The organism is Emticicia sp., assembly GCF_049241225.1.
Lineage (GTDB): Bacteria > Bacteroidota > Bacteroidia > Cytophagales > Spirosomataceae > Emticicia.
Genome location: NZ_JBMLRC010000424.1, coordinates 16910 through 38280 on the forward strand (window position 1 = coordinate 16910; position 21371 = coordinate 38280).

General features: G+C 38.6%; 19 protein-coding genes. 12 read left to right on the forward strand and 7 right to left on the reverse strand.

Annotated features, from left to right (window positions below; translation table 11 throughout):
* Positions 1-720: LptF/LptG family permease (locus ACOVO2_RS21925; RefSeq protein WP_421772023.1), on the forward strand; the 720-nt coding region annotated here is incomplete at its 5' end.
* A 273-nt stretch (positions 721-993) separates the two neighbouring features.
* On the forward strand, positions 994-2190 hold the full coding sequence (locus ACOVO2_RS21930; RefSeq protein WP_421772024.1) for an argininosuccinate synthase: 1197 nt from the start codon (positions 994-996) through the stop codon (positions 2188-2190).
* Positions 2191-2295: 105 nt separating this feature from the next.
* Here ACOVO2_RS21930 and ACOVO2_RS21935 read toward each other — a convergent pair whose 3' ends face one another.
* Positions 2296-3027, reverse strand: coding sequence for a copper homeostasis protein CutC (locus tag ACOVO2_RS21935; RefSeq protein WP_421772025.1), 732 nt, complete (start codon positions 3025-3027; stop codon positions 2296-2298).
* Between the two features lie 125 nt (positions 3028-3152).
* On the reverse strand, positions 3153-3860 hold the full coding sequence (locus tag ACOVO2_RS21940) for an ATP-binding cassette domain-containing protein (protein WP_421772026.1): 708 nt from the start codon (positions 3858-3860) through the stop codon (positions 3153-3155).
* A gap of 151 nt (positions 3861-4011) precedes the next feature.
* Between ACOVO2_RS21940 and ACOVO2_RS21945 the strand changes: the two genes are divergently transcribed.
* Positions 4012-5103 (forward strand): Gfo/Idh/MocA family protein, encoded by a 1092-nt coding sequence (locus tag ACOVO2_RS21945; RefSeq protein ID WP_421772027.1) that lies wholly within the window; start codon positions 4012-4014, stop codon positions 5101-5103.
* 155 nt (positions 5104-5258) lie between these two features.
* On the opposite strand, the gene ACOVO2_RS21950 is transcribed toward ACOVO2_RS21945, so the two are convergent.
* From ACOVO2_RS21950 to ACOVO2_RS21965, 4 genes are all read right to left on the reverse strand, one after another.
* Positions 5259-5714 (reverse strand): DUF5606 domain-containing protein, encoded by a 456-nt coding sequence (locus tag ACOVO2_RS21950; RefSeq protein WP_421772028.1) that lies wholly within the window; start codon positions 5712-5714, stop codon positions 5259-5261.
* A gap of 178 nt (positions 5715-5892) precedes the next feature.
* Positions 5893-6504: a ribosome biogenesis GTP-binding protein YihA/YsxC gene (gene yihA, locus ACOVO2_RS21955; RefSeq protein WP_188771168.1), complete on the reverse strand. Its 612-nt coding sequence runs from the start codon at positions 6502-6504 to the stop codon at positions 5893-5895.
* Between the two features lie 181 nt (positions 6505-6685).
* A complete protein-coding gene (gene sppA / locus ACOVO2_RS21960; protein WP_421772029.1) occupies positions 6686-8455 on the reverse strand; it encodes a signal peptide peptidase SppA in 1770 nt (589 codons plus the stop codon).
* A 200-nt stretch (positions 8456-8655) separates the two neighbouring features.
* Positions 8656-10146, reverse strand: a complete 1491-nt coding sequence (locus ACOVO2_RS21965; protein WP_421772030.1) for a GH3 auxin-responsive promoter family protein — start codon at positions 10144-10146, stop codon at positions 8656-8658.
* 354 nt (positions 10147-10500) lie between these two features.
* On the opposite strand from ACOVO2_RS21965, the gene ACOVO2_RS21970 reads away from it, so the two are divergent.
* The 5 genes from ACOVO2_RS21970 (at position 10501) to ACOVO2_RS21990 (ending at position 15799) form a co-directional block, all read left to right on the forward strand.
* Positions 10501-11532: a rod shape-determining protein gene (locus ACOVO2_RS21970; RefSeq protein WP_015028530.1), complete on the forward strand. Its 1032-nt coding sequence runs from the start codon at positions 10501-10503 to the stop codon at positions 11530-11532.
* Positions 11533-11719: 187 nt separating this feature from the next.
* The gene (gene mreC, locus ACOVO2_RS21975) at positions 11720-12580 is read left to right on the forward strand and encodes a rod shape-determining protein MreC (protein WP_421772031.1); all 861 of its coding nucleotides are present in this window, start codon (positions 11720-11722) and stop codon (positions 12578-12580) included.
* Entirely contained in the window at positions 12577-13083 is a 507-nt protein-coding gene (locus tag ACOVO2_RS21980) for a hypothetical protein (protein ID WP_188771159.1), read from the forward strand. The genes mreC and ACOVO2_RS21980 overlap by 4 nt, the downstream gene beginning before the upstream one ends.
* Positions 13084-13227: 144 nt before the next feature.
* Positions 13228-14433 (forward strand): serine hydrolase domain-containing protein, encoded by a 1206-nt coding sequence (locus ACOVO2_RS21985; RefSeq protein WP_421772032.1) that lies wholly within the window; start codon positions 13228-13230, stop codon positions 14431-14433.
* 136 nt (positions 14434-14569) lie between these two features.
* Complete coding sequence (locus tag ACOVO2_RS21990) at positions 14570-15799, forward strand: alkaline phosphatase family protein (protein ID WP_421772033.1); 1230 nt, start codon at positions 14570-14572, stop codon at positions 15797-15799.
* A 176-nt stretch (positions 15800-15975) separates the two neighbouring features.
* Here the strand turns inward: ACOVO2_RS21990 and ACOVO2_RS21995 are convergent, their stop codons facing one another.
* A complete protein-coding gene (locus ACOVO2_RS21995) occupies positions 15976-16821 on the reverse strand; it encodes a helix-turn-helix domain-containing protein (protein ID WP_421772034.1) in 846 nt (281 codons plus the stop codon).
* A gap of 192 nt (positions 16822-17013) precedes the next feature.
* On the opposite strand from ACOVO2_RS21995, the gene ACOVO2_RS22000 reads away from it, so the two are divergent.
* From ACOVO2_RS22000 to ACOVO2_RS22015, 4 genes are all read left to right on the forward strand, one after another.
* A complete protein-coding gene (locus tag ACOVO2_RS22000) occupies positions 17014-17994 on the forward strand; it encodes a phytanoyl-CoA dioxygenase family protein (RefSeq protein ID WP_421772046.1) in 981 nt (326 codons plus the stop codon).
* A gap of 587 nt (positions 17995-18581) precedes the next feature.
* Positions 18582-19400, forward strand: coding sequence for an aldo/keto reductase (locus ACOVO2_RS22005; protein WP_421772035.1), 819 nt, complete (start codon positions 18582-18584; stop codon positions 19398-19400).
* 91 nt (positions 19401-19491) lie between these two features.
* A complete protein-coding gene (locus ACOVO2_RS22010) occupies positions 19492-20529 on the forward strand; it encodes a DUF4097 family beta strand repeat-containing protein (RefSeq protein ID WP_421772036.1) in 1038 nt (345 codons plus the stop codon).
* Positions 20530-20582: 53 nt separating this feature from the next.
* Complete coding sequence (locus ACOVO2_RS22015) at positions 20583-21362, forward strand: pentapeptide repeat-containing protein (protein WP_421772037.1); 780 nt, start codon at positions 20583-20585, stop codon at positions 21360-21362.
* The last annotated feature ends 9 nt before the right edge of the window (positions 21363-21371 follow it).

The window sequence follows — 21371 nt, forward strand, 5'->3', positions numbered from 1 at the left end:
TGGATTCTACCCAAAGCCAATAAAGTTCGACTGGGTTTTGAAGCTACTTATATCAACGATAAATTTTATTTCTCCGACCGAGATTTTCATACGGCCGTTGCACCGAACACTTACGCCTACATGTCGAGCTATAATAATGAAACTAAAACTGGGTATGATTTTACGCTCGAAAAAATCGCTGATAATAAACTCATTGAAAAACTTTCGGCCAAAAGAATCGAATGGAATGACAGCACCAAACGCTGGAAGATTTCTGACTACAAGATTCGGACTTTGGGCATCATGAAAGATAAACTTATCTATAATACGGCATCAAAAGATACGGTCATTAATCTTTCACCGAGTGATTTTGAGAGTGACCGCAACGTTTATGAAACCTTTACGATTCCCGAATTACGCAAACGCATTGATTTGATTAAAAGCCGAGGAGCAGAAGGAATTGAATCTTTTGAAATCGAACTTTATCAACGCATCGTTACGCCATTTGCCGTAATTATTTTGTCGTTAATGGGCCTAATTGTATCGGCTCGGAAGGCTCGAGGAGGTGTTGGTTTTCAGATTGCCATCGGGTTTGTGTTGGCATTTGTTTATATTCTATTCTTCATTATGTCGAAAGGTATTGCTGAATCGGGCAATATGCCAGCAATGTTGGCTGTTTGGCTGCCCAATATCGTCTTTTCGTGCATCGGTACGATTATGTATTTTACCGTTCCACGATAATTTTGAATGAGTGCATGAATGAATGATAGAGTAAATGTCGCTGAAAATCAAAACATTCTATCATTCAATCGCTCAAAATTAGTTTTATTTGAATAGTACAATAATTTTAAATATTATTCGAGATTTTACCTTAATAAGTCCTATTTTTGCGTGAAATTTTGTTGCGTTTCTGAAGAAAACTTCAAAAAAGCTGAATTTCAGAAACTGAATCTTCAAAAATTCTTAATTCTTAATTTATAATTCTTAATTTTCTGGCTTTGCCAGTTTGGGCTTATGAAAGTTGTTTTGGCATACAGTGGAGGTTTGGATACCTCTTTTTGTGTAAAATATTTGACCGAAGAATTAGGTCATGAAGTTCACTCGGTATTGGTTGATACGGGTGGATTTACGGAAGCAGAAATGAAGGATATTGAAACCAAAGCTTACGAATTGGGAGTAAAAAACCACTATACCGCTCGTATGGTAGATGAATATTACCAAAAATGTATTCGTTATTTGGTTTATGGTAATATCCTAAAAAATAATACTTATCCACTTTCAGTGAGTGCCGAGCGTATGTTTCAGGCGGTTGCGGTTGCCGAATATGCCAAGCAAATCGGAGCAGAAGCCGTAGCTCACGGAAGTACGGGTGCAGGAAACGACCAAGTGCGTTTTGATATGGTTTTCAGAATCGTATTGCCCAATGCACAAATCATTACTCCGATTAGAGATTTAAAATTATCTCGTGAGGCCGAAATCGAATTCTTGAAGTCGAAAGGTGTGGTGCGTGAGTGGCACAAAGCGGCTTACTCAATCAATAAAGGTTTGTGGGGAACGTCGGTTGGTGGTCGTGAAACATTGAATTCGTATGAATTTTTACCAGAAAGTGCCTTCCCAACGCAAGTAAGCAAAACTGGTACCGAAGAAATTGCCCTACAATTTGTAAACGGAGAATTGAAAGGTGTAGCAGGCGAAAGTTTTGAAAACCCAGTTGATGCCATTCGTAAATTATCAGAATTAGCTTCACCTTACGGCATTGGTCGTGATATTCACGTGGGCGATACCATCATTGGTATCAAAGGCCGTGTTGGTTTCGAGGCTGCCGCTCCATTGATTATCATTAAAGCTCACCATTTACTCGAAAAACACGTACTTTCGAAATGGCAACAATATTGGAAGCAAAACTTGGCCGAATGGTACGGAATGATGCTCCATGAAGGGCAATTTTTAGAACCTTTGATGCGTGATATTGAGAAGTTTTTGGAAAGTATGCAGTCGCACGTAAGTGGCGAAGTTCGTGTGCATTTAGCACCGTATAACTTCCAATTATTGGGTATTAAATCTGACTACGATTTGATGTCGCCAGTATTTGGTAGCTACGGCGAAATGAACAATGCTTGGAGTGGCGATGACGTGAGAGGTTTCTCAAAAATCATGTCGAACCAAGTAATGATTCACCAAAAAATCGCAGAATTGGCTGAGAAGAAATAGATAGAGTCGATAGTCCATAGACGACGGTCGATAGTAAAATCTGTACAAGAGTTATCAAAAACCCTTGTAAACTTCATAAAATGGGCATACGTTTTTGGCGTATGCCTATTTTTTTATGATTTCAACCACCGCTTTGCATTTATCAAAATCGGCTTCATAAATTTCGTATTCGTTGGTAAGTGCGGCACTTGCCATGCTCACATCGGGTTTGCGGAAAATCATTTTACTTTCTTGGATTCCCTTACCAGTCATGTGTAAGGCATGAAGACCAATATTTAAAAACTGTTGAGCATTTTGAGCCGAAACGCCACTTCCAGCCATTATTTCGATGCGATTTTGAGATTTTTCTACCAAAGTTTTCAGTAAATCAATTCCTTCGATGGCGGTATTTTTTTGTCCAGAAGTAAGGATTCGTTCGCAACCGCAATCAATAATGTCTTCTAAAGCTTGAATGGGGTCGTTGGCAACATCGAAAGCTCGGTGAAAAGTAACTTTGAGCGGAGCGGCTAAATTTACGAGTTCTGTGGTACGTTTTTTATCAACGCTTCCATCGGGGTTTAAAATTCCGAAAACCACGCCATCTGCACCGAGATTTTTGGCGGTTAGAATATCGGCTTTCATTACCTCAAATTCGGCATCAGAATAACAAAATTCTCCACCACGAGGGCGAATCATCACATATAATTTGATAGTCAGATTCTGACGAGCCAAATCAATCAAACCAGCCGAAGGCGTTGTGCCACCTTCAAACATTCCACCACATAATTCAACACGACCAGCACCTGCTTTTTGAGCAGTCAGGCAAGATTCTAAAGAAAAACTACAAATTTCGAGCATTCGACAGGATTAAAAAGATTTTTCAAAAAAGAATAGAACACAGATATTTTAAGATTTTTATGATGAAATATGATTTTATCTTCATAACAAATCATAACTATCATAAAGACCAGCGTTCTAATATTTTACGCTGTTAATTCACGGAAAACATCTTCAATACCTTTTCCACCCTGTTTGAGTTCAGAAAGCGTGCCATTCGCCACGATTTTTCCTCGATTGATAATTACCACACGGTCGCAGATAGCTTCTACTTCCTGCATGATGTGTGTACTAAAAATAACAGTTTTATTTCGTCCAACTGATTTTATTAAATCTCTGATTTCGACCAACTGATTGGGGTCAAGACCTGTGGTTGGCTCATCCAAAATCAGCACATCGGGGTTATGAATCAAAGCTTGGGCAAGCCCAACACGCTGGCGGTAGCCTTTCGATAACTGGCCGATTTTCTTGTGTTTTTCTAAGCCCAAACCCACCATTTCGATGGTTTCGGCTACTTTTATTTGAAGTGTTTTGCCTTTTAATCCATAGAGCGAACCCGCAAATTCGAGAAACTCACGCACATACATATCCAAGTACAAAGGATTATGCTCTGGCAAATATCCAATACTACTTTTGACCTGCATTGGCGAAGTTTTCACATTAAAACCATTTACTTCGGCCGAGCCATCGGTGGCGGGCAAATAGCCCGTCAAGATTTTCATTGTTGTTGATTTTCCTGCACCATTGGGGCCAAGAAAACCTACAATTTCGCCTTTGGCAACTTCAAAAGATATATCATCAACGGCACGCTGAGTACCATAAACTTTGCTTAGATTTTGGATTTTTATTGACATTTTAGTCGATAGACCATTGACCATGGTCGATAGTTTTGTAATTATTTGCAACTATAACGCAAAAATAGGTTTTCTGATGAAAACTTTTCTGAAAAAATAGTCTTAATGATACTTTTGGTCTAAATTTGATTGATTCAACCTTCTATCTAACATGAAAAAACTCCTCTTTTTGGGCTTATTCCTAAGCCTAACATTTGTATTTGCCCAAGAAAAACCCGTCAGAATGGGCGTTGCAGGCATGACACACGACCACGTTTATCAGATTTTGAATAATCCCAATCGTGCGGGTATAGAAATCATTGGTTTTGCTGAGCCAAATAAAGAATTGGCTCTGAGATTATTGAAAAAATATAATTTACCCGAAAGCCTTTGGTACGCCAGCCTCGACGAAATGCTCGAAAAAGCCAAACCAGAAGCCGTTTGTGATTTCAGAAGCATCATCGAGCATCTCGAAACTGTGCAAAAATGTGCCGTGAAAGGCGTTCACGTCATGGTTGAAAAACCTTTAGCTGTGAATTTTTCTCATGCTACACAAATGGCAGCTTTAGCAAAAAAGCACAATATTCAACTCTTGACAAACTACGAAACTACGTGGTATGCCAGTAATCATCAAGCCTACGAAATGATTCATGCAGAAAATGCTATCGGAGATATTAGAAAAGTAGTAATTCATGATGGACACCGTGGGCCGAAAGAAATTGGTGTGAGCAAAGAGTTTTTGAGTTGGCTAACCGACCCCGTGAAAAATGGCGGTGGTGCAATCATTGATTTTGGGTGCTACGGAGCCGATATTATGGCGTGGTTGATGAAAGGTGAAAGGCCAACTTCGGTAACAGCAATTACACAGACCATCAAGCCCGAAACCTACCCAAATGTGGATGATGAAGCAACTATCGTAGTAACTTACCCAAAAGCACAAGGTATTTTTCAAGGCTCGTGGAATTGGCCTTTTGATAGAAAAGATATTGAAGTTTATGGCAAAACAGGTTATATTTTTGCCGATAAATCTGCTCAAATGACCGTCAGAAAAGGGGATAGAAATGCTTTACCCGAAGAAAAAATAGCGGTAAAACCACTCGAAACGCCCATGAATGATGCTTTTACTTATTTTGCAGCAGTAGCACGAGGTAAAGTAAAATCAGAAAATGATTTGGGGTCGCTGAAAATCAATATGGTGGCGATGGAAATCTTAGATGCGGCCGTGAAGTCTTCAAAAACTGGGAAGACGGTTGTGTTGAAGTAAGTATGAAGCATTTATGATTAAATTTCTGTCATGCTGTAAGCATTCGTTAACGTTGAACTTGTACACAATAACAGATGCTTTCAGCATGACAATTTTCTATAAACAGAAAGCCCATCGTTTCCGATGGGCTTTCTGTTATATCTTAATTTCAAGAATTATGCTTTTGCTTCTTCGGCAGCAACTTCTTCAGCACTAGTTTCCTCTGCCGCAGGAACGAAAAGCTCAGGCATTGTGGCCGAAAGAATATTATACCAATTTACGATTTTCTTGATGTCGGAAGCGTAAACACGCTCACGGTCAAAATCTGGCATAACAGTAGCAAATAAATCAAAGATTTGACTGTTTGATGCTGTTTTGAAATCAAATTCTACTTTTTCGCCGTGAAGTTCACGAGTTTTCAAGAAAATATCTCCAAGTGGAGTTGATTTGTTTGGGTCTTCTGTATAAATCGAAATGTCTTTCAAAACCGATACACGGGCATTTGAACTTACCATTTCTTTTTGTTTTTTCTCGTCAAGTGTTTCAACGATTACGCCACCACGCCCTGGCTTCAAAATTCTATACAAACCACTTTTTCCAGAAATGTGGGCAATATCTCTTAATAATTCCATTTGAAAAATATATTGTTTTTTATTTAGTCTATGGTCGACAGACGACTGTCAACAGAATATTTTATTTAGCTTTATTGTTTTTCTTGATAGTGTAAATAGCTGACTCACTACTACTTATTCGTCAATCGTCATTCGATTTATTCGTAAATGCTATATATGAACGCTGCAAAAGTACAAATTATTTCGTAAAAGACAGATTCAACTCTTCGATTGCTTTCAATAATTCCTCACGGCCAGTTCGTCGCTCCGACGAAGTGATAAAATACTGCGGAACTTTCGTCCAACTCAAAAGCATCGTTTTCTTGAAAGACTCAACATTTTGTTCGGCGGTTACACTTCCAACTTTATCAGCTTTCGTAAAAATCAGATAAAACGGCACATCTTTTTCCCCCAAAAAGTCAAGAAACTCTAAATCAACTCTTTGTGGCTCGTGGCGAATATCAATCAAAACAAAAACACACATGAGGTTTTCACGATTGACCAAATAATTTCCAATCATTTCGCCCCATTTGTCTCGCTCACCTTTGGGTGCTTTGGCAAAACCGTAGCCAGGTAAATCGACAATGTACCATTTTTTGTTTACTTCAAAATGATTGATTAATTGTGTTTTCCCAGGGGTTTGAGAGGTTTTTGCTAAGTTTTTATTACCTACCAACATATTTATCAACGACGATTTACCTACGTTTGAGCGGCCAATAAAGGCATACTCGGGTTTTTCGGGTGGCGGACATTTACGATAATCTGCCGCACTCGTGACAAATTTTGCTTCTATTAATTTTGTATTTTTCATATTGCTAACGTATCACCTTTTATTTCTTGTTCTCGCTCTGTGACAAGGTTGTACGCAACTCCGATAGAAACTTGTCCTACGAAAGTCAAAAAGGAGAAAGAATTTCGTACAAAGGTACTAATTTCTTTCTCCTTTTGGTGATAAAGTTTGATTTAGACTTTAGTTAAATGCATTTTCAGCATTACTTTATCTCCAATTCAAAAGGCATTCTTGCCTGAACTTTATCCATGCTTTGAAGATTTTTTAGTTGTTTAGCATACGGTGCAAAATCGCCTAAATATGCTTTTAGTTTGGCATCTTCTTGGTCGTTGCCAAATTTTTCAACAATTGATTCAAAGCTTGATTTCTGAATTGGCAAATACTTTACTCGATAATCTCCATCTTTTAATTTGGCTTTTTTAGCAGCAATTCTGATAGCATCATCTACACCACCCAAAACATCGACCAAACCATTGGCTTTTGCTTGGCTTCCTGTCCAAACACGGCCGCTGGCGAGGGTTTTCAATTTCTCAACACTCATGTGGCGGCCTTTGGCAGCTTTAGCAGTAAAGCTTTCGTAGCCTTTATTTACACTGTTCTGAATCATGTTTTTCTCGGCATCGGTCATTGTACGAGTTGCCGATGGGAAGTTGGCATATTTGTGTGAATTTACACCATCAAACGTAACTCCGAGTTTTTCGTTCATGAGTTTCTCTACGTTGAATAATACACCAAAAATACCAATTGAACCTGTCAAGGTTGTTGGTTGAGCCACAATCGTATCGCAACCCATGGCCATATAATAGCCACCCGAAGCGGCGTAGTCTCCCATTGATGCAATAACTGGCTTTACTTTCTTGGTCAATTCAACTTCTCTCCACATTACATCCGAAGCTAAGGCACTTCCACCACCCGAATTGATACGCAATACAATAGCTTTGATTTTTGAATCCTTGCGAGCTTTTTGTAATTCTTTTACGATGGTTTCCGAACCAATTGTTCCGTCTTGACTTTCGCCAGAAAGAATATCACCTTCACCCACAATTACCGCAATTCGATTTGAGTTACTGCCCTCTTCTACCAATTTATCGGCTTTCAAATATTTATTTAATCCAATGTATTCGATTTTTTTATCTGCACTGAAACCTAATTCATGGCGAAGAGCAGTCTCGAATTCATCCCAATAACCAGTATTTGTAATCAATTTATATTTTACGGCATCGGTTGGTTCTTGAATCAAGGCGTTATTCAGAATATTGTTTAATTCTTCCATCGGAATTTTACGAGAAGCCGCAATATCTCCGTAGAAATTATTGGCCATATCCGAAATGAACGATTGTGTTTGCTCACGATTGGCATCACTCATTTTTGTCAAGAAGAATGGCTCAACTGCACTTTTGTAGTCTCCTACTCTGAAAATTTCAGGTTTTACACCGATTTTCTCGAACAATCCTTTCATGAACGAATAATTGGCACTTAAACCGTTGAAATCCAAGCCACCAGCTGGCGTTAAATAACTTTTATCGGCCACCGAACAAAGGTAAATTGAGCCCTCGGTCATGGTTTCGCCATAAGAATAGATAAACTTTTTCGATTTTTTAAAATCTAATAAATATTCTCTCACCTCTTTCAAAGTTGCCATTCCAGCCATTGGATTTTCGGCTTTGAGGTAAATTCCTTTGATATTTGGGTCGATTTTGGCATTTGCCAATGCTTCTTTGATTTGTGGTAAACTCACTTGACCTGGGCTATTTCCACCCGATAGAATTTCGGTGAAAGGGTCTTCTTCAGCTGCATTCTCTCTGATAACTTGGTTTAAATCAAGTTTAAGAACCGAGTTAGACGCAACTTCGGTTTTAGTTTCCGAACTCGACATCAAACTTCCAATTCCTATCAACACAAAAAAACTCAAAATTGTAAACAGGAAAATCCCGACAATAGTAGCGAAAACATACTTCAAAAATTGTAACATAATACGGCTTATAGTTTAGTTCTTTTTTTCTGACTACAAAAATATATGTATATACAGAAAATCTTCTTAGTTTTTGATAGATGGGGATTTTTATGTGTGATGTATGATATATGATGTATTAAAGATTGTGGTGTTCGATAATCCGTAGAGACAGGGCATGCCCTGTCTCTACCATGCCCTATCTCTACATACACAAATTGTTATACCTTTTGAAGAGCATCTGCAATCTTACGGTCGTTTGATAGACGAGGAACTTTATTTTGTCCGCCAAGTTTTCCTTGCGAACGCATATAGTCGATGAAGGCATTTTTTTGCAAGGGTGTAATAACCAGTTTCCGCAGAATGCTACCCGTGATTAGGTCATCGTAATAGACATTTAGTTGGGTCATTTTCTGGTCTAAATCATTGTTGAACTGCTCCATATTTTTGGGCGGAACAGCAAACTCAATGAGCCATTCGTGGTAAGGAAGTCCTTCGTTGGGCGTAACCATCGGAGCAACGGTAAACTCGACAATTTCAACTTCTGGCTGACGCTCACAAGCATATTTCATGGCTTTTTCTACTTCTTCGCCAATGACGTGTTCGCCGAAAGCCGAGATATAATGCTTGATTCTTCCCGAAACAATGACACGATAAGGGTCGAGCGAAACAAACTTTACAGTATCACCAATCGAATAGCCCCAAAGCCCAGCATTATTATTGATGATGAGTGCGTAGTTTTTGCCCATTTCTACTTGTTCGATGCTCAAACGAGTTGGATTTTCATTGAAAAACTCTTCGGCAGGGATAAATTCGTAGAAAATACCTGTATCAAGCAATAGTAACATGCCTTCGTTGTTTTGCTGGTCTTGATAAGCAAAAAAGCCTTCGGAGGCAGGAAAGAGTTCGACAGAATCAATCTTTTTTCCGATAGATTCAAAAAGTTTTGCTCGGTACGGCTCGAAATTTACGCCACCGTAAACAAACAAGTCGAATGTAGGAAAAACATCCTTTATTTTTTTGCCCGTGCGAGCTTGAATTCTATCAAAATACATCTGCACCCACGGCGGAATGCCCGAAATCAAACTCATCGGCTGATTGATGGTTTCATCAATGATTTTTTCGAGCTTGGTTTCCCAATCTTCAATACAGTTTGTTTCGTAAGAAGGCAGACGATTGGCTTGCAAATAGGCAGGTACGTGGTGCGTAGAAATGCCCGAAAGTCGTCCAGTTTTGATACCAGCTTTTTCGGTCATTTCGGGGCTTCCCGATAAAAAAATAAGTTTGTGGTCTAAAAACTGTGATTTCCCTGTTTCGTTTATATAATTGAGTAAGGCATTGCGTGCCGAATTGATATGATTATGAATCGAATCTTTCGAGATAGGAATATATTTTGTGCCTGAAGTTGTACCCGAAGTTTTGGCAAAATAAAGTGGTTTACCTGCCCAAAGAATATTTTCTTCGCCCTCAACTACACGGTTTACGTAAGGCTTCAAGTCTTCGTAGTCACGAATCGGAATAGCTTGTTTGAAGTCGTCGTAAGAGTGAATATCACTGAAATGATGGTCACGACCGAAAACCGTTTGAGCCGCTTGGCCCACCAACTTTTGTCGCCACTCAGCCTGTACTTCTGCCGAGCGAGCCATCCATTTCCTTTGCTGTGCAACCACATAGGCCGCTATGGGTTTGCTGAGTATCGAACGAACTCCCATTTATATTTCAGTTCTTTGGTTAGATAATTTGCTATGCGGCAAAGATAACAGTTTTTTTTGTTTCAGTATTTATTAGGTTTAAGGCCGACAATTTTTCTACAATATAACGATATAAAGTATTTTTTGAACTATATCAACAAACAAAGGTTTTGGTGCTAAACACCTGATAATGTGAGTAGATATGCTCAAATACAAGTTTTCTGTTGAAAAATCCACATATTGCCTATGAAAGCCAACTAATGATGTTGATACTTTTCTCTTTTTCAATACTTTTTCAACTTTTTAGAAATATTTTGTAAATAATAGTTGTAAATTTGCGGACAATTTAAAAAAAATTAACCCATAAAGCTCAACATGGCTGGACTGTTTAACTTCCTCACGAGTGACATCGCGATTGACTTGGGTACGGCAAATACCCTCATTATCTACAAAGACCAAATCGTTGTAGATGAACCTTCTATTATTGCTTTAGACAAAATTACTGGAAAAGTGTTGGCGATAGGTCATAAAGCAATGCAAATGCATGAAAAAACCAATGAAAATATAAAAACTATTCGTCCACTCAAAGATGGTGTAATTGCCGACTTTACTGCCGCTGAATTAATGATTCGTGGTATGATTAAGATGATTGAGACAGGGCGTAGTTGGTTTTTCTCGCCTTCTCACCGCATGGTTATCTGTATTCCATCAGGTATCACCGAGGTTGAGAAACGTGCCGTAAAAGATTCAGCCGAACACGCTGGTGCGAAAGAAGTTTACATGGTACACGAGCCAATCGCTGCGGCTATCGGTATCGGTATCGACATTGAGCAGCCAAATGGCTCGATGATTGCTGACATCGGTGGTGGTACAACTGAGATTGCAGTTATTGCTCTTTCGGGTATCGTTTGCGAGGCTTCGGTACGTATTGCGGGTGATTTATTTACGAGAGATATTGTTGATTATATGCGTCGTGAGCATAACTTGCTTATTGGCGAGCGTTCGGCCGAGTTTATCAAGATTCAGGTTGGTGCGGCTTTACCAGATTTGGATAATCCACCTGCTGACATCGAAATTCGTGGTCGTGACTTAATGACTGGTATTCCGAAAGAAATTAAGGTAACATACAGCGAGATTGCTTACGCCCTTGATAAATCTATCTCGAAAATCGAAGAAGCCATCATGCGTGCATTGGAGATGTCGCCACCAGAACTTTCGGCCGACATTTACGAAAACGGTATTTATTTGACAGGTGGTGGAGCATTGCTTCATGGCTTAGATAAGCGTTTGGCTATTAAAACAAAACTTCCGATTCACGTAGCTGACGACCCACTCCGTGCGGTTGTGCGTGGAACAGGTGAGATTTTGAAAAATATCGAAAAATACAGAGCAGTTATAGTTCAGTAATTCACTAATTCTGAATTCTGAGTGCTGAGTTCTGAGTAATTAAATCTATCACTCAGATGCTTCTAAGTATAAATTACAAAAAGCAGTTGAATGTATAAACCATTCAACTGCTTTCACTTTAATTGTAATTACAACTTAGGTTTAACAACTCAGAACTCAGAACTAAGAACTCAGAACTCATAGAAAGATGTCGCAACTCTTCCGACTTATATTTCGCATACGAAATTTTCTTTTGTTTGCTATTCTCGAACTCGTCAGTTTTTGGTTGCTCGTGAAGAACAATCACTACTGGGATGTTTCGTTTTTTAATACTTCCAACTTCTACGCTGCCAAGACACTCGAAAGCTCGAATTATGTAAAAAACTACATGAATCTTGGTAACGTAAACGACCAATTGATTGCCGAAAATGCTCAACTCAAAAAAGCAGTATCGGCCATGCAATCGTTTAAGCCAAGAGAAGGAGATTACTATAAAGTTGATTCGGCCTTTGCTCGTCGTTTTGAGTTTAAAGTGGCGAAAGTTGTCAATAACACAGTTGGGTTATCGAAAAACTACTTGACGATTGATAAAGGTACGCTCGATGGCATTGAGCCTGGAATGGGCGTCATTTGCCCGCAAGGAGTTGTTGGAACGGTGATGCAGTGCTCTGAGCATTTCTCTCGTGTATATTCGATTCTACACTCAGAGTCGAAAGTTTCGTCGGAAATCAAAAGCTTGACGCTTCGTACTAAAAACGATAAAGCCTTGGGTATTGCCGAGTGGGGTGGTCTGAATCCGAAAATCATTAACTTGAATACGATTGACCGCTTTAAGCCAATCAAACAAGGCGACTCGGTGGTTACTTCTGAGCAAAACGTAATTTATCCGTCGGGAACAATGATTGGTAGAATTCGTAAGCTAAGTGCCAAACAAGACCAAGCGTTTTTTGATATTGAAGTAGAGTTGGCAACTGACTTCCGCAATTTATCTTATGTTTACATAGTAAACAATAAGCTGAAAAAAGAACAAGATTTATTAGAGCAATCAACCACCGAAGAAAAGAAATGAATTCTCAAACGGTCATAAAATTAGTCCTTACATTCGTCATTTATTTAGTATTACAAATTGTGGTTCTCCGCAACTTTGTATTCTTCGATGTGGCGTTTTGCTTTGTTTATATTGCGTGTATTTTACTCTTACCTGACGAAGTTGACCCAATTTGGGTGATTTTGATAAGTTTTCTGATAGGTTTGTTGGTCGATATTTTCTACAATACCGCAGGTGTTCACGCCTCTGCCAGTGTAATGATTGGGTATTTGAGAGGTTATATCATCAAGTTTTTATTTCCTACGAAAGGGGTCGAAAATGAAATCACGATTTCGTTGAAAGATATGGGCGGCGAACGTTTTGTAAGATACGTGGCTATACTTACAATCATTCACCACTCAATGTTGTTTTTTGTAGAAGCAGGCGGTTTTCAGTTTTTCTTGATTACGGTTCTGAAAATCATTTGCAGTGTTATTTTTACTACGTTTTTGATTATCATTTTGCAATATGTGCGTGGAAACTAAGTTTCCATGCACAATTTTTCTACACTACTTTTCTGAAACATCACCTATTATTTTCATCACGATTCGACAGATTTTAATTTCTGTCCTACTTAATTTATAGCCTTTTTACTTCGTTTGTTTGATTCGGATTTGTGAGATATTATTATGAAATTGACTAAAAGCTCTCCTTTCAGTAGTTATTACTATATTGTTGTTTGTTTGCTCGCTACAAGTGTTTTTTCGTGTCAGAATGTTGGCTCAAGTAAGAGCGAGAAAAAAGTGGATAGTGCTGCTTTAAAAAAAGAAGAAGCCCGTATCAGAAAAGAAATTAATGCTGATAAAAAAGCGGCTTTGATTGAACAAGTTATTCAGCAAAAATTAACTCAGGGTTTTAATGGAAATGTGCTTATTGCCCAAAAAGGTGTAATTGTGTATCAAAATGCTTTTGGTTTTGCTAATGACTCAGTTAAAAATAACCTACAATCGAAGTTTCAGCTCGCTTCGCTCTCTAAGACATTTACGGCAGTTGCGGTCATGAAATTGGCCGAACAAGGTAAACTCGGCCTTGATTATACAGTAAAAGATTATTACCCAAATTTTCCGTACGATGGCATCACGATTCGTAGTTTGCTTTGCCACCGCTCAGGTTTGCCATTTTATCAATATACTTTTGATAAAACTGTTCGTGAATCAAAGATTTACCCTACTAATCAGCAAATTATGGAATGGTTTGCAACCGTGCAGCCAACACCAAAAATGTTTAATCAACCCGACCATTATTTTGGTTATAATAATACCAATTTTGCCATCTTAGCTGCTTTGGTTGAGAAAGTTACGGGGAAAGATTTTGATACATATATGCGAGAAAACATCTTCCGCCCGATTGGCATGAAAGATTCGTTTATCGTAACTACCAAAAACGATTCTATCAATATCAATCGCACGGTTGGGTATCAGTTTGGGCGTAAATTACCGAAAGATTATTACGATGATATTTCGGGCGATAAAGGTGTTTATTCTACTTTGGGTGATTTACTGAAATGGTATGAAGCTCTAAAAACCAATGCTATTATCAGCAAAGAATCTTTCCGTGAAATGATTATGCCTCGTAGCTTTGAATTTCCAGGCTTACGTAATTACGGCTACGGTTTCAGACTTTGGGTAAATGCCAAACAACAAACCGACTATGTGTATCATACGGGTTGGTGGAAAGGCTACAACACCATTATGTTTTTCGACCCTCGTGAAGATTTTGTGATAATTCTGCTCAGCAATAAGTACAACCGTTCGGTCTATAACATCAAACAACTGATTGAAATCATGCACGGCGGAAACTCCACCACGATGGAAGAAAGTATTTTGGATGAATAGCATAAATAAGCCTTTTAAAAAGTGCCAGTGTTCAGAATACTGGCACTTTTGTTTTTATCTAATTTAACAAATCCTTCATCTTAAAATCAAAAGTGCGTACCTATATTTGTGGTATCAACATCCATAAACCTTCTGCATGAAAAAGGTATTTCTTTTCATTTGTACGCTCGTCGCTCTAAATCTTTCAGCCCAAACCAAGAAAAAAGCAGTTTTTATCATTGTCGATGGCATTCCTGCCGATGTGATTGAAAAACTCAAAAAACCACACCTTGATTCAATCGCCCAAGTGGGTGGCTACGCCCGTGCGTATGTGGGTGGCGAACGCAAAAGTTATTCACAAACACCTACGATTTCGGCAGTTGGTTACAATAGTTTGCTTACTGGCACTTGGGTAAACAAGCACAACGTTTGGGACAACGACATCAAAGCACCGAATTATAATTATTGGACAATCTTTCGGTTCTTCAAACAACAATTCCCCGAAAAGAAAACTGCCGTATTTTCGACTTGGCTTGATAACAGAACCAAACTCGTAGGCGATAATTTACCACAAACTGGCAAGCTTACAACCGATTTTCATTTCGATGGCTTAGAACTCGATACCGCTCGCTATCCGCACGATAAGCAAAGCAAATACATCAATCTGATTGACGAAGAAGTGACTGCCGCTGCCGAGAAATCTATCAGAACTGATGCCCCCGATTTGAGTTGGGTATATTTAGAATTTACGGACGATATGGGACACAAACACGGCGATAGTCCAGAGTTTTATGCGGCTATCGAAACGATGGATAAACAAGTGGGAAAAATCTGGCAGGCTATCAAATATCGCCAAGCAAATTTTAAAGAAGATTGGGTAATTTACATTACAACCGACCACGGACGAGATGCCAAAACGGGTAGAAATCACGGTGGTCAATCTGACCGTGAGCGTGCCACTTGGATTGTAACCAACGCCAAAAATCTGAATCAATATTTCAAGCAAAGTCAACCTGCTATTGTTGATATTATGCCTTCAATTGCATCATTTATGCAGATTTCTTTCCCTCGTGAGCAGCGTTTTGAAATTGATGGAATACCATTAACTGGCAAAATTTCCGCCATTTCGCCCGAAGCCAAATTAAAAGATGGTAGTATTGACCTAACTTGGAAAGCCATCGACAAAAAAGGTAAAGCAAAGATTTGGCTGGCTACCACCAATAACTTTGAAACTGGCGGAAAAGATACTTACCAATTACTCAAACAAGTAGCCGTTGATGCCGAAAAAGCTACAATCGATGTCAGTAAAATACCTTCGCAGTTTTATAAAATTATCATTGAAATGCCTTATAATACGCTCAATCGTTGGATTGTTTTGGGGAAATAAATGAACATAGCTCATCGCAAATTTTATTTCATTGCCGTCAGTTTTAACTGACGAATACTGATGTGCAATCAAATTTGACTTTAGTCTAACTATTTATTTTGACTAAAGTCAAATTTGTTATATTTTTTGTAATCCGTCAGCTAAAGCAAACGGCAATGAATCACTTTCCCGAAAATCTACTTCATAAAATACCGTTTCTTAAACGCCAAAGGATTTTCTCCTGTCAGTTTTTTGAAAGTGCGATTGAAATACGACATACTTTCAAAACCACAATCAAAGCAAGTTTCGGTTACATTTTTATCGAGTAAAAGCGAATTTTTGGCTTGATTGACTCGGTAATGATTCAGAAATTCAGTGAACGTTACTTTCGTCATTTTCTTAAAATACCTACAAAAAGCCGCTTCGCTCAAATTACTCATATCGGCTACTTCTTGCAAATCTATTTTTCGCTGATAATTTTCATCAATAAACTGATACAAGCGTTTGATACGTTCTTGGTCTTTTTTATTGTATTGATTTTCAACAGGTTGCTCGTGCAGCAACACATAATCTTGAGTAGTTGCCAAAAGCTGAAAAATACTCAAAATCTCCAAAAACTGTCCGAAATAACTTAGTCCGTCGAGCAGTTTCATTCGTTCGCCAATCATTTTCTTTGTTTTTTCACCAAAAGCAATTCCATACTGAGAGCGTTGAAAAAGTTGCTGAATAGCCGCCAATTCGGGAGTTTCGAGCATAGCGTTTTGCAGGAAATCTTGCCGCACTTGCAGTACTACTTTTTCGTAATCGGTCTTTACCAGATAATCAAAATTGAGATGCGGAATATTTGAACCAATAAAGACCAAATCGCTGTCCACGAATCGAGAAATATGTTCGCCAACGTGCCGAGTACCATCAGTTCCTTCGATAAAAACCAACTCAAACTCGGGGTGAAAATGCCAATAAAAAACCTGACTCAATCGTGGCCTAAAAACCCGAAACGAACTTTCGGAGTCAATCGTAAACTCTTCTAATACAATTTTCATTTTTGCCGTATTTCAAAAACCTACTTCTATCAAATTTGCACATTTTTCATATATCATCCACATAATTATCCACATAAAATCAATATTGTTCAAAAAATGGCAATTATTGGTTAAGTATTGCAATATTTTAGTCTCTAAATTTGTATAACTATTTCAATCTTAAATATCATTAAATAAATATAGACTATGCAAATGATACCAACAATGGCAGCACCAACCATGATGCCCAATAAAAACCATACTGATAAGCCAGGAAATCCTTCGACCGCTACAAGTAGCCAAATCAGACTCCGCACAAGCATAGCCGAAGGTGGTCCGTTGCGTGTACTAAGCGAAGACGACTGGAAGTTTTGGATAGAAAACGGCTACGTAATTATCAAGAATGCGGTGCCGAGAGAGCAAGCTCTTCGCACGGCTGAATTTATTTGGGAATTTGAAGAAAAAGACCCCAACGACCCAAGCACTTGGTACACAGCCCCACGTGCCGAAATGCAGATGAAGGAACTAACTGGCACAGGAATGGTTGAAGTATATAATAACCAACACCTTTGGAATAACCGCCAAATGCAACGAGTTTATGATGCTTTTGCTGACATCTGGGGAACTGAAAAACTTTGGGTAACCATTGACCGTGCAAATCTCAACTTTCCACTACGCCCTGGGTTTGAATACAAAGGATTTATCCACTGGGACTATGACCCTGAGACCAAACCACAAAATGTACAAGGAGTATTGGCTTTGGCCGACCAAACCGATGAAAACATGGGCGGTTTTCAGTGTATTCCAGAGTTATTTCGTACTTATGATACTTGGAAATTAACCCAGCCCGAAGACCGCAATCGTTTCAAACCCGATATAACTGGTTTTGAAGAACATCTCGTAAAAGTTAAACTCGAAGCAGGTGATTTATTGATTTTCAATAGTAGCCAGCCACACGGCATACGTCCGAATAATTCGACGGATAAAGTCAGAATCGCTCAATATATCTCGATGATGCCAGCCGAAGAAGACAATGACGACTTGCGTGACTGGCGAGTAAATTCTTGGAAAAATCGCATCGCCCCCGAAGGCTACGCTTTCCCAGGCGACCCTCGTAATTGGGAAAAAACTAAATACGATACTGCAGAGTTAAATGATTTAGGAAAAAAACTTTTGGGTTTAGAAAAATGGTAATTCGAGAAAAAAAATGAAAAATTATATTGTTAATCATGAAACCCCGAAGGGGGTGAAAAGATTATAGAATTACATGGTTAGCAAGCAATCAAAACTCCGAAGGAGTGATATTATATGCGGTATAATGCCACTCCTTCGGAGTTTCAAAACACTCAAATTTGCTTTTTTTCTATAACAATATCATCCTTTCAGGATTTTCAACTCATTATCACTAATTCAAGAATTACATGGTTAGCAAGTAATCAAAACTCTGAAGGAGTGATATTATACCGGATAGAATATCACTCCTTCGGGGTTTCAAAACACTCAATTGTTTACCTTTTCTCTATAATAATATCATCCTTTCAGGATTTTCAACTCAATATTACTAATTCAAGTTGTAACCTCTAAAAGGTTAACACAGATAAAGCAGATTCGAGTATTTTTCACTGATAAAAGCAGAATTTTATTTAAAAATCAGTGTAAATCTGTAAAATCAGCGTCATCTGCGTTCTAATTTTACGTCGAATTTTGTTGGTTAAAACTTGCGTTATCACTAACAATATTTCCTCAAAAATTATCGTATTTTTGGTAAAACAAACACCCTAATGTCAAACCAACTCTATACTACTCTCAACAACGGCCATCAAATGCCACTGCTCGGCTTGGGCGTTTATGATATGTATAACCGTGAAGCCGAACAGGCAGTTTTATGGGCTTTAGAAACTGGCTATCGGCTCATTGATACTGCCGAAATGTATAAAAACGAAACCGAAATCGGCCTTGCAGTGCGTGAAAGTGGTATTAATCGGGCAGAACTTTTCGTAACAACCAAAGTAAACAACGGCGACCAAGGTTTTGATAAAACACTGCGGGCTTTTGATGAAAGTCAAAAAAAACTCAACATCGACTACATTGACCTTTATTTGATACATTGGCCAATCAAAGCAACCAGAAAAGACACTTGGCTGGCTCTCGAAAAACTTTATACCGAAGGACGAGTTAAGGCAATCGGCGTGGCAAATTATCTCGTGCCTTTTTTAACCGAACTCGAATCTTACGCCAATATTATTCCTGCCGTTAATCAAGTTGAGTTTAGTCCGTATTTATATTTGAAAGATTTGGCGGAAGTTTGCAAACAAAAGAAAATTCAACTGCAAGCCTATACCCCACTCGTGCGTGGGATGCGTATGAATGACCCAAAACTTCAAGGTCTTGCTCAAAAATACAATAAAACTCCCGCCCAAATTATTTTGCGTTGGGCTTTACAGCACGGCGTTTCAAGTATTCCAAAATCGGCCAATTTGCAGCGAATCAAAGAGAATTTTGATGTTTTCGACTTCGAAATCAGTCAAACAGACATGAATTTTATTGATACTTTCAACGAAAATCTAAGAGTCGTCGAAGACCCAATGGATTTATTTTGAAAATAATTCCTATTTTCTGCAACGCTCGTTTCATGTTTTGCATCTTATGTTCAGACAACAATAATTATGAAATCTTAACATTACGCAATTTATGAAAAAGCTACTCTCATTATTTATTTTAGGATTATCCATTTCAACTGTTTCTTTGGCACAAGATAAAGAAACGCCTTACTTCGTAAAAACCTACAAATCATCAGAAGTAAAAAACCTTAATGTACGCACTTCGGGTGGCGGAATTTCGGTAACTGGCGGTGCGGGCGACGAAGCTCGTGTAGAGGTTTATGTAAGAGGAAACAACGGCGGAAGTAACCTCAGCAAAGAAGAAATCGAAGACCGCTTGAAAGAATACGAATTAAGCGTAAAAAAAGAAGGTGAAACCATTTCGTGTGTAGCCAAACGCAAAAGCGAAGGCGGCTGGAACAACTGGAAAAATGGTCTCAGTATTTCTTTCAAAATCTACACTCCCGAAAAAATCTCTACCGATTTAGTAACCAGTGGTGGCGGAATCTCTCTCAAAAATCTTACAGGAAATTTAGGTTTTACAACCAGCGGTGGTGGCTTGAAACTCCAAAACTTAGGCGGAAATGTAAAAGGTCGCACTTCGGGCGGTGGAATCAATATCAGCGGTTGCCGTGATAATATTGATGTAGCAACCAGTGGTGGCGGAATTGATGCTGAGGGCTGCAAAGGCGACATCAGACTAAGTACTTCGGGTGGAGGTTTAACACTCAAAAAACTCGACGGTATAATCAAAGCAACAACAAGTGGTGGTGGAATCAGAGCCGAGGAAATCAGTGGTGATTTCGTAACTTCGACTTCGGGTGGTTCAATCAAATTAGAAGATATTACAGCCAGCGTAAAAGCCTCAACTTCGGGCGGTGGCATTAGTGCCGATATTAAATCGCTTGGCAAATACCTTTCGCTTTCGACCAGTGCAGGAAGTATTCACGTAAGAATGCCAATGGATAAAGGCATGGATTTAGACCTTGATGGACAAAGAGTAAAAGTACCAACATTATCTAAATTTAGCGGAACTGTTGAAAAAGACCGAGTGAAAGGCTCGCTCAACGGTGGCGGAATTGCCGTAAGAATGGACGCAAACTCTGGCGGTGTTTATATCAACGAATAAATTTGTGTATTGATATTCTATCATTCAATCATGCTATCAATCAAAATTATTTTATGAAAAAGATACTTATTTTAATGCTTTTTGCTTTCGTCGGCACGACGGCTTCAGCTCAAAAAGAGGTTTCAGCAAAAACTATTTTTGAAGCCATCGACAAAGGACAAGCTGTTGATTATCAAGATGCTACAATTGTTGGAGATTTGGATTTAACCGAACTTTCAAACAAAAAACGCATCAAAAACAAAGGCAATTACGAAGAATACAAAAGTTACGTAGAAGTGCCAATTTCGTTCAAAAACTGTACGTTTAAAGGCGATGTGATTGCTTATAAAAACTTAGAAGAAGAAAAAAGTCGTAAAATTGGCAATGGGAATATCAACTGGAATATTGGCGATGGAACAACCTATTCAACAGATTTTGAAAAAGCGGTGGTTTTTGAAAACTGTTCTTTTGCAGGAAAAACTGAATTTAAATATTCTGATTTTGCTGAAAGAACCTCGTTTGGTGGAGCGAAATTCTCGAAAGATGCCAATTTCAAATATGCAGATTTTAAGCAAGAAGTAATTTTTGCAAAGTCAGATTTCGATGATTACGCCAATTTCAAATACACTTCTTTCAAACAAGATGCTGATTTTTTTGATGTAAGATTCAAAAATTACGCTGACTTCAAGTATGCAGATTTCAGTGAGCGTGTAACTTTCAAAAGCACAGCTTTCAGCAATCAAGCCGATTTCAAATACGCCGAATTCCGTAATGATGCCAATTTCGATAATACCAAATTCAAATCTGGTGTTGATATGAAATATTCTAACGGCAAGAAGTATATGAATAAATAACTTTCGTCT

Bases quoted from the DNA above. Each gene is read 5' to 3' on its own strand.
- ACOVO2_RS21930 (WP_421772024.1), top strand. From the start codon at position 994: ATGAAAGTTGTTTTGGCATACAGTGGAGGTTTGGATACCTCTTTTTGT.
- ACOVO2_RS21935 (WP_421772025.1), bottom strand. From the start codon at position 3,027: ATGCTCGAAATTTGTAGTTTTTCTTTAGAATCTTGCCTGACTGCTCAA.
- ACOVO2_RS21940 (WP_421772026.1), bottom strand. From the start codon at position 3,860: ATGTCAATAAAAATCCAAAATCTAAGCAAAGTTTATGGTACTCAGCGT.
- ACOVO2_RS21945 (WP_421772027.1), top strand. From the start codon at position 4,012: ATGAAAAAACTCCTCTTTTTGGGCTTATTCCTAAGCCTAACATTTGTA.
- ACOVO2_RS21950 (WP_421772028.1), bottom strand. From the start codon at position 5,714: ATGGAATTATTAAGAGATATTGCCCACATTTCTGGAAAAAGTGGTTTG.
- yihA (WP_188771168.1), bottom strand. From the start codon at position 6,504: ATGAAAAATACAAAATTAATAGAAGCAAAATTTGTCACGAGTGCGGCA.
- sppA (WP_421772029.1), bottom strand. From the start codon at position 8,455: ATGTTACAATTTTTGAAGTATGTTTTCGCTACTATTGTCGGGATTTTC.
- ACOVO2_RS21965 (WP_421772030.1), bottom strand. From the start codon at position 10,146: ATGGGAGTTCGTTCGATACTCAGCAAACCCATAGCGGCCTATGTGGTT.
- ACOVO2_RS21970 (WP_015028530.1), top strand. From the start codon at position 10,501: ATGGCTGGACTGTTTAACTTCCTCACGAGTGACATCGCGATTGACTTG.
- mreC (WP_421772031.1), top strand. From the start codon at position 11,720: ATGTCGCAACTCTTCCGACTTATATTTCGCATACGAAATTTTCTTTTG.
- ACOVO2_RS21980 (WP_188771159.1), top strand. From the start codon at position 12,577: ATGAATTCTCAAACGGTCATAAAATTAGTCCTTACATTCGTCATTTAT.
- ACOVO2_RS21985 (WP_421772032.1), top strand. From the start codon at position 13,228: ATGAAATTGACTAAAAGCTCTCCTTTCAGTAGTTATTACTATATTGTT.
- ACOVO2_RS21990 (WP_421772033.1), top strand. From the start codon at position 14,570: ATGAAAAAGGTATTTCTTTTCATTTGTACGCTCGTCGCTCTAAATCTT.
- ACOVO2_RS21995 (WP_421772034.1), bottom strand. From the start codon at position 16,821: ATGAAAATTGTATTAGAAGAGTTTACGATTGACTCCGAAAGTTCGTTT.
- ACOVO2_RS22000 (WP_421772046.1), top strand. From the start codon at position 17,014: ATGATACCAACAATGGCAGCACCAACCATGATGCCCAATAAAAACCAT.
- ACOVO2_RS22005 (WP_421772035.1), top strand. From the start codon at position 18,582: ATGTCAAACCAACTCTATACTACTCTCAACAACGGCCATCAAATGCCA.
- ACOVO2_RS22010 (WP_421772036.1), top strand. From the start codon at position 19,492: ATGAAAAAGCTACTCTCATTATTTATTTTAGGATTATCCATTTCAACT.
- ACOVO2_RS22015 (WP_421772037.1), top strand. From the start codon at position 20,583: ATGAAAAAGATACTTATTTTAATGCTTTTTGCTTTCGTCGGCACGACG.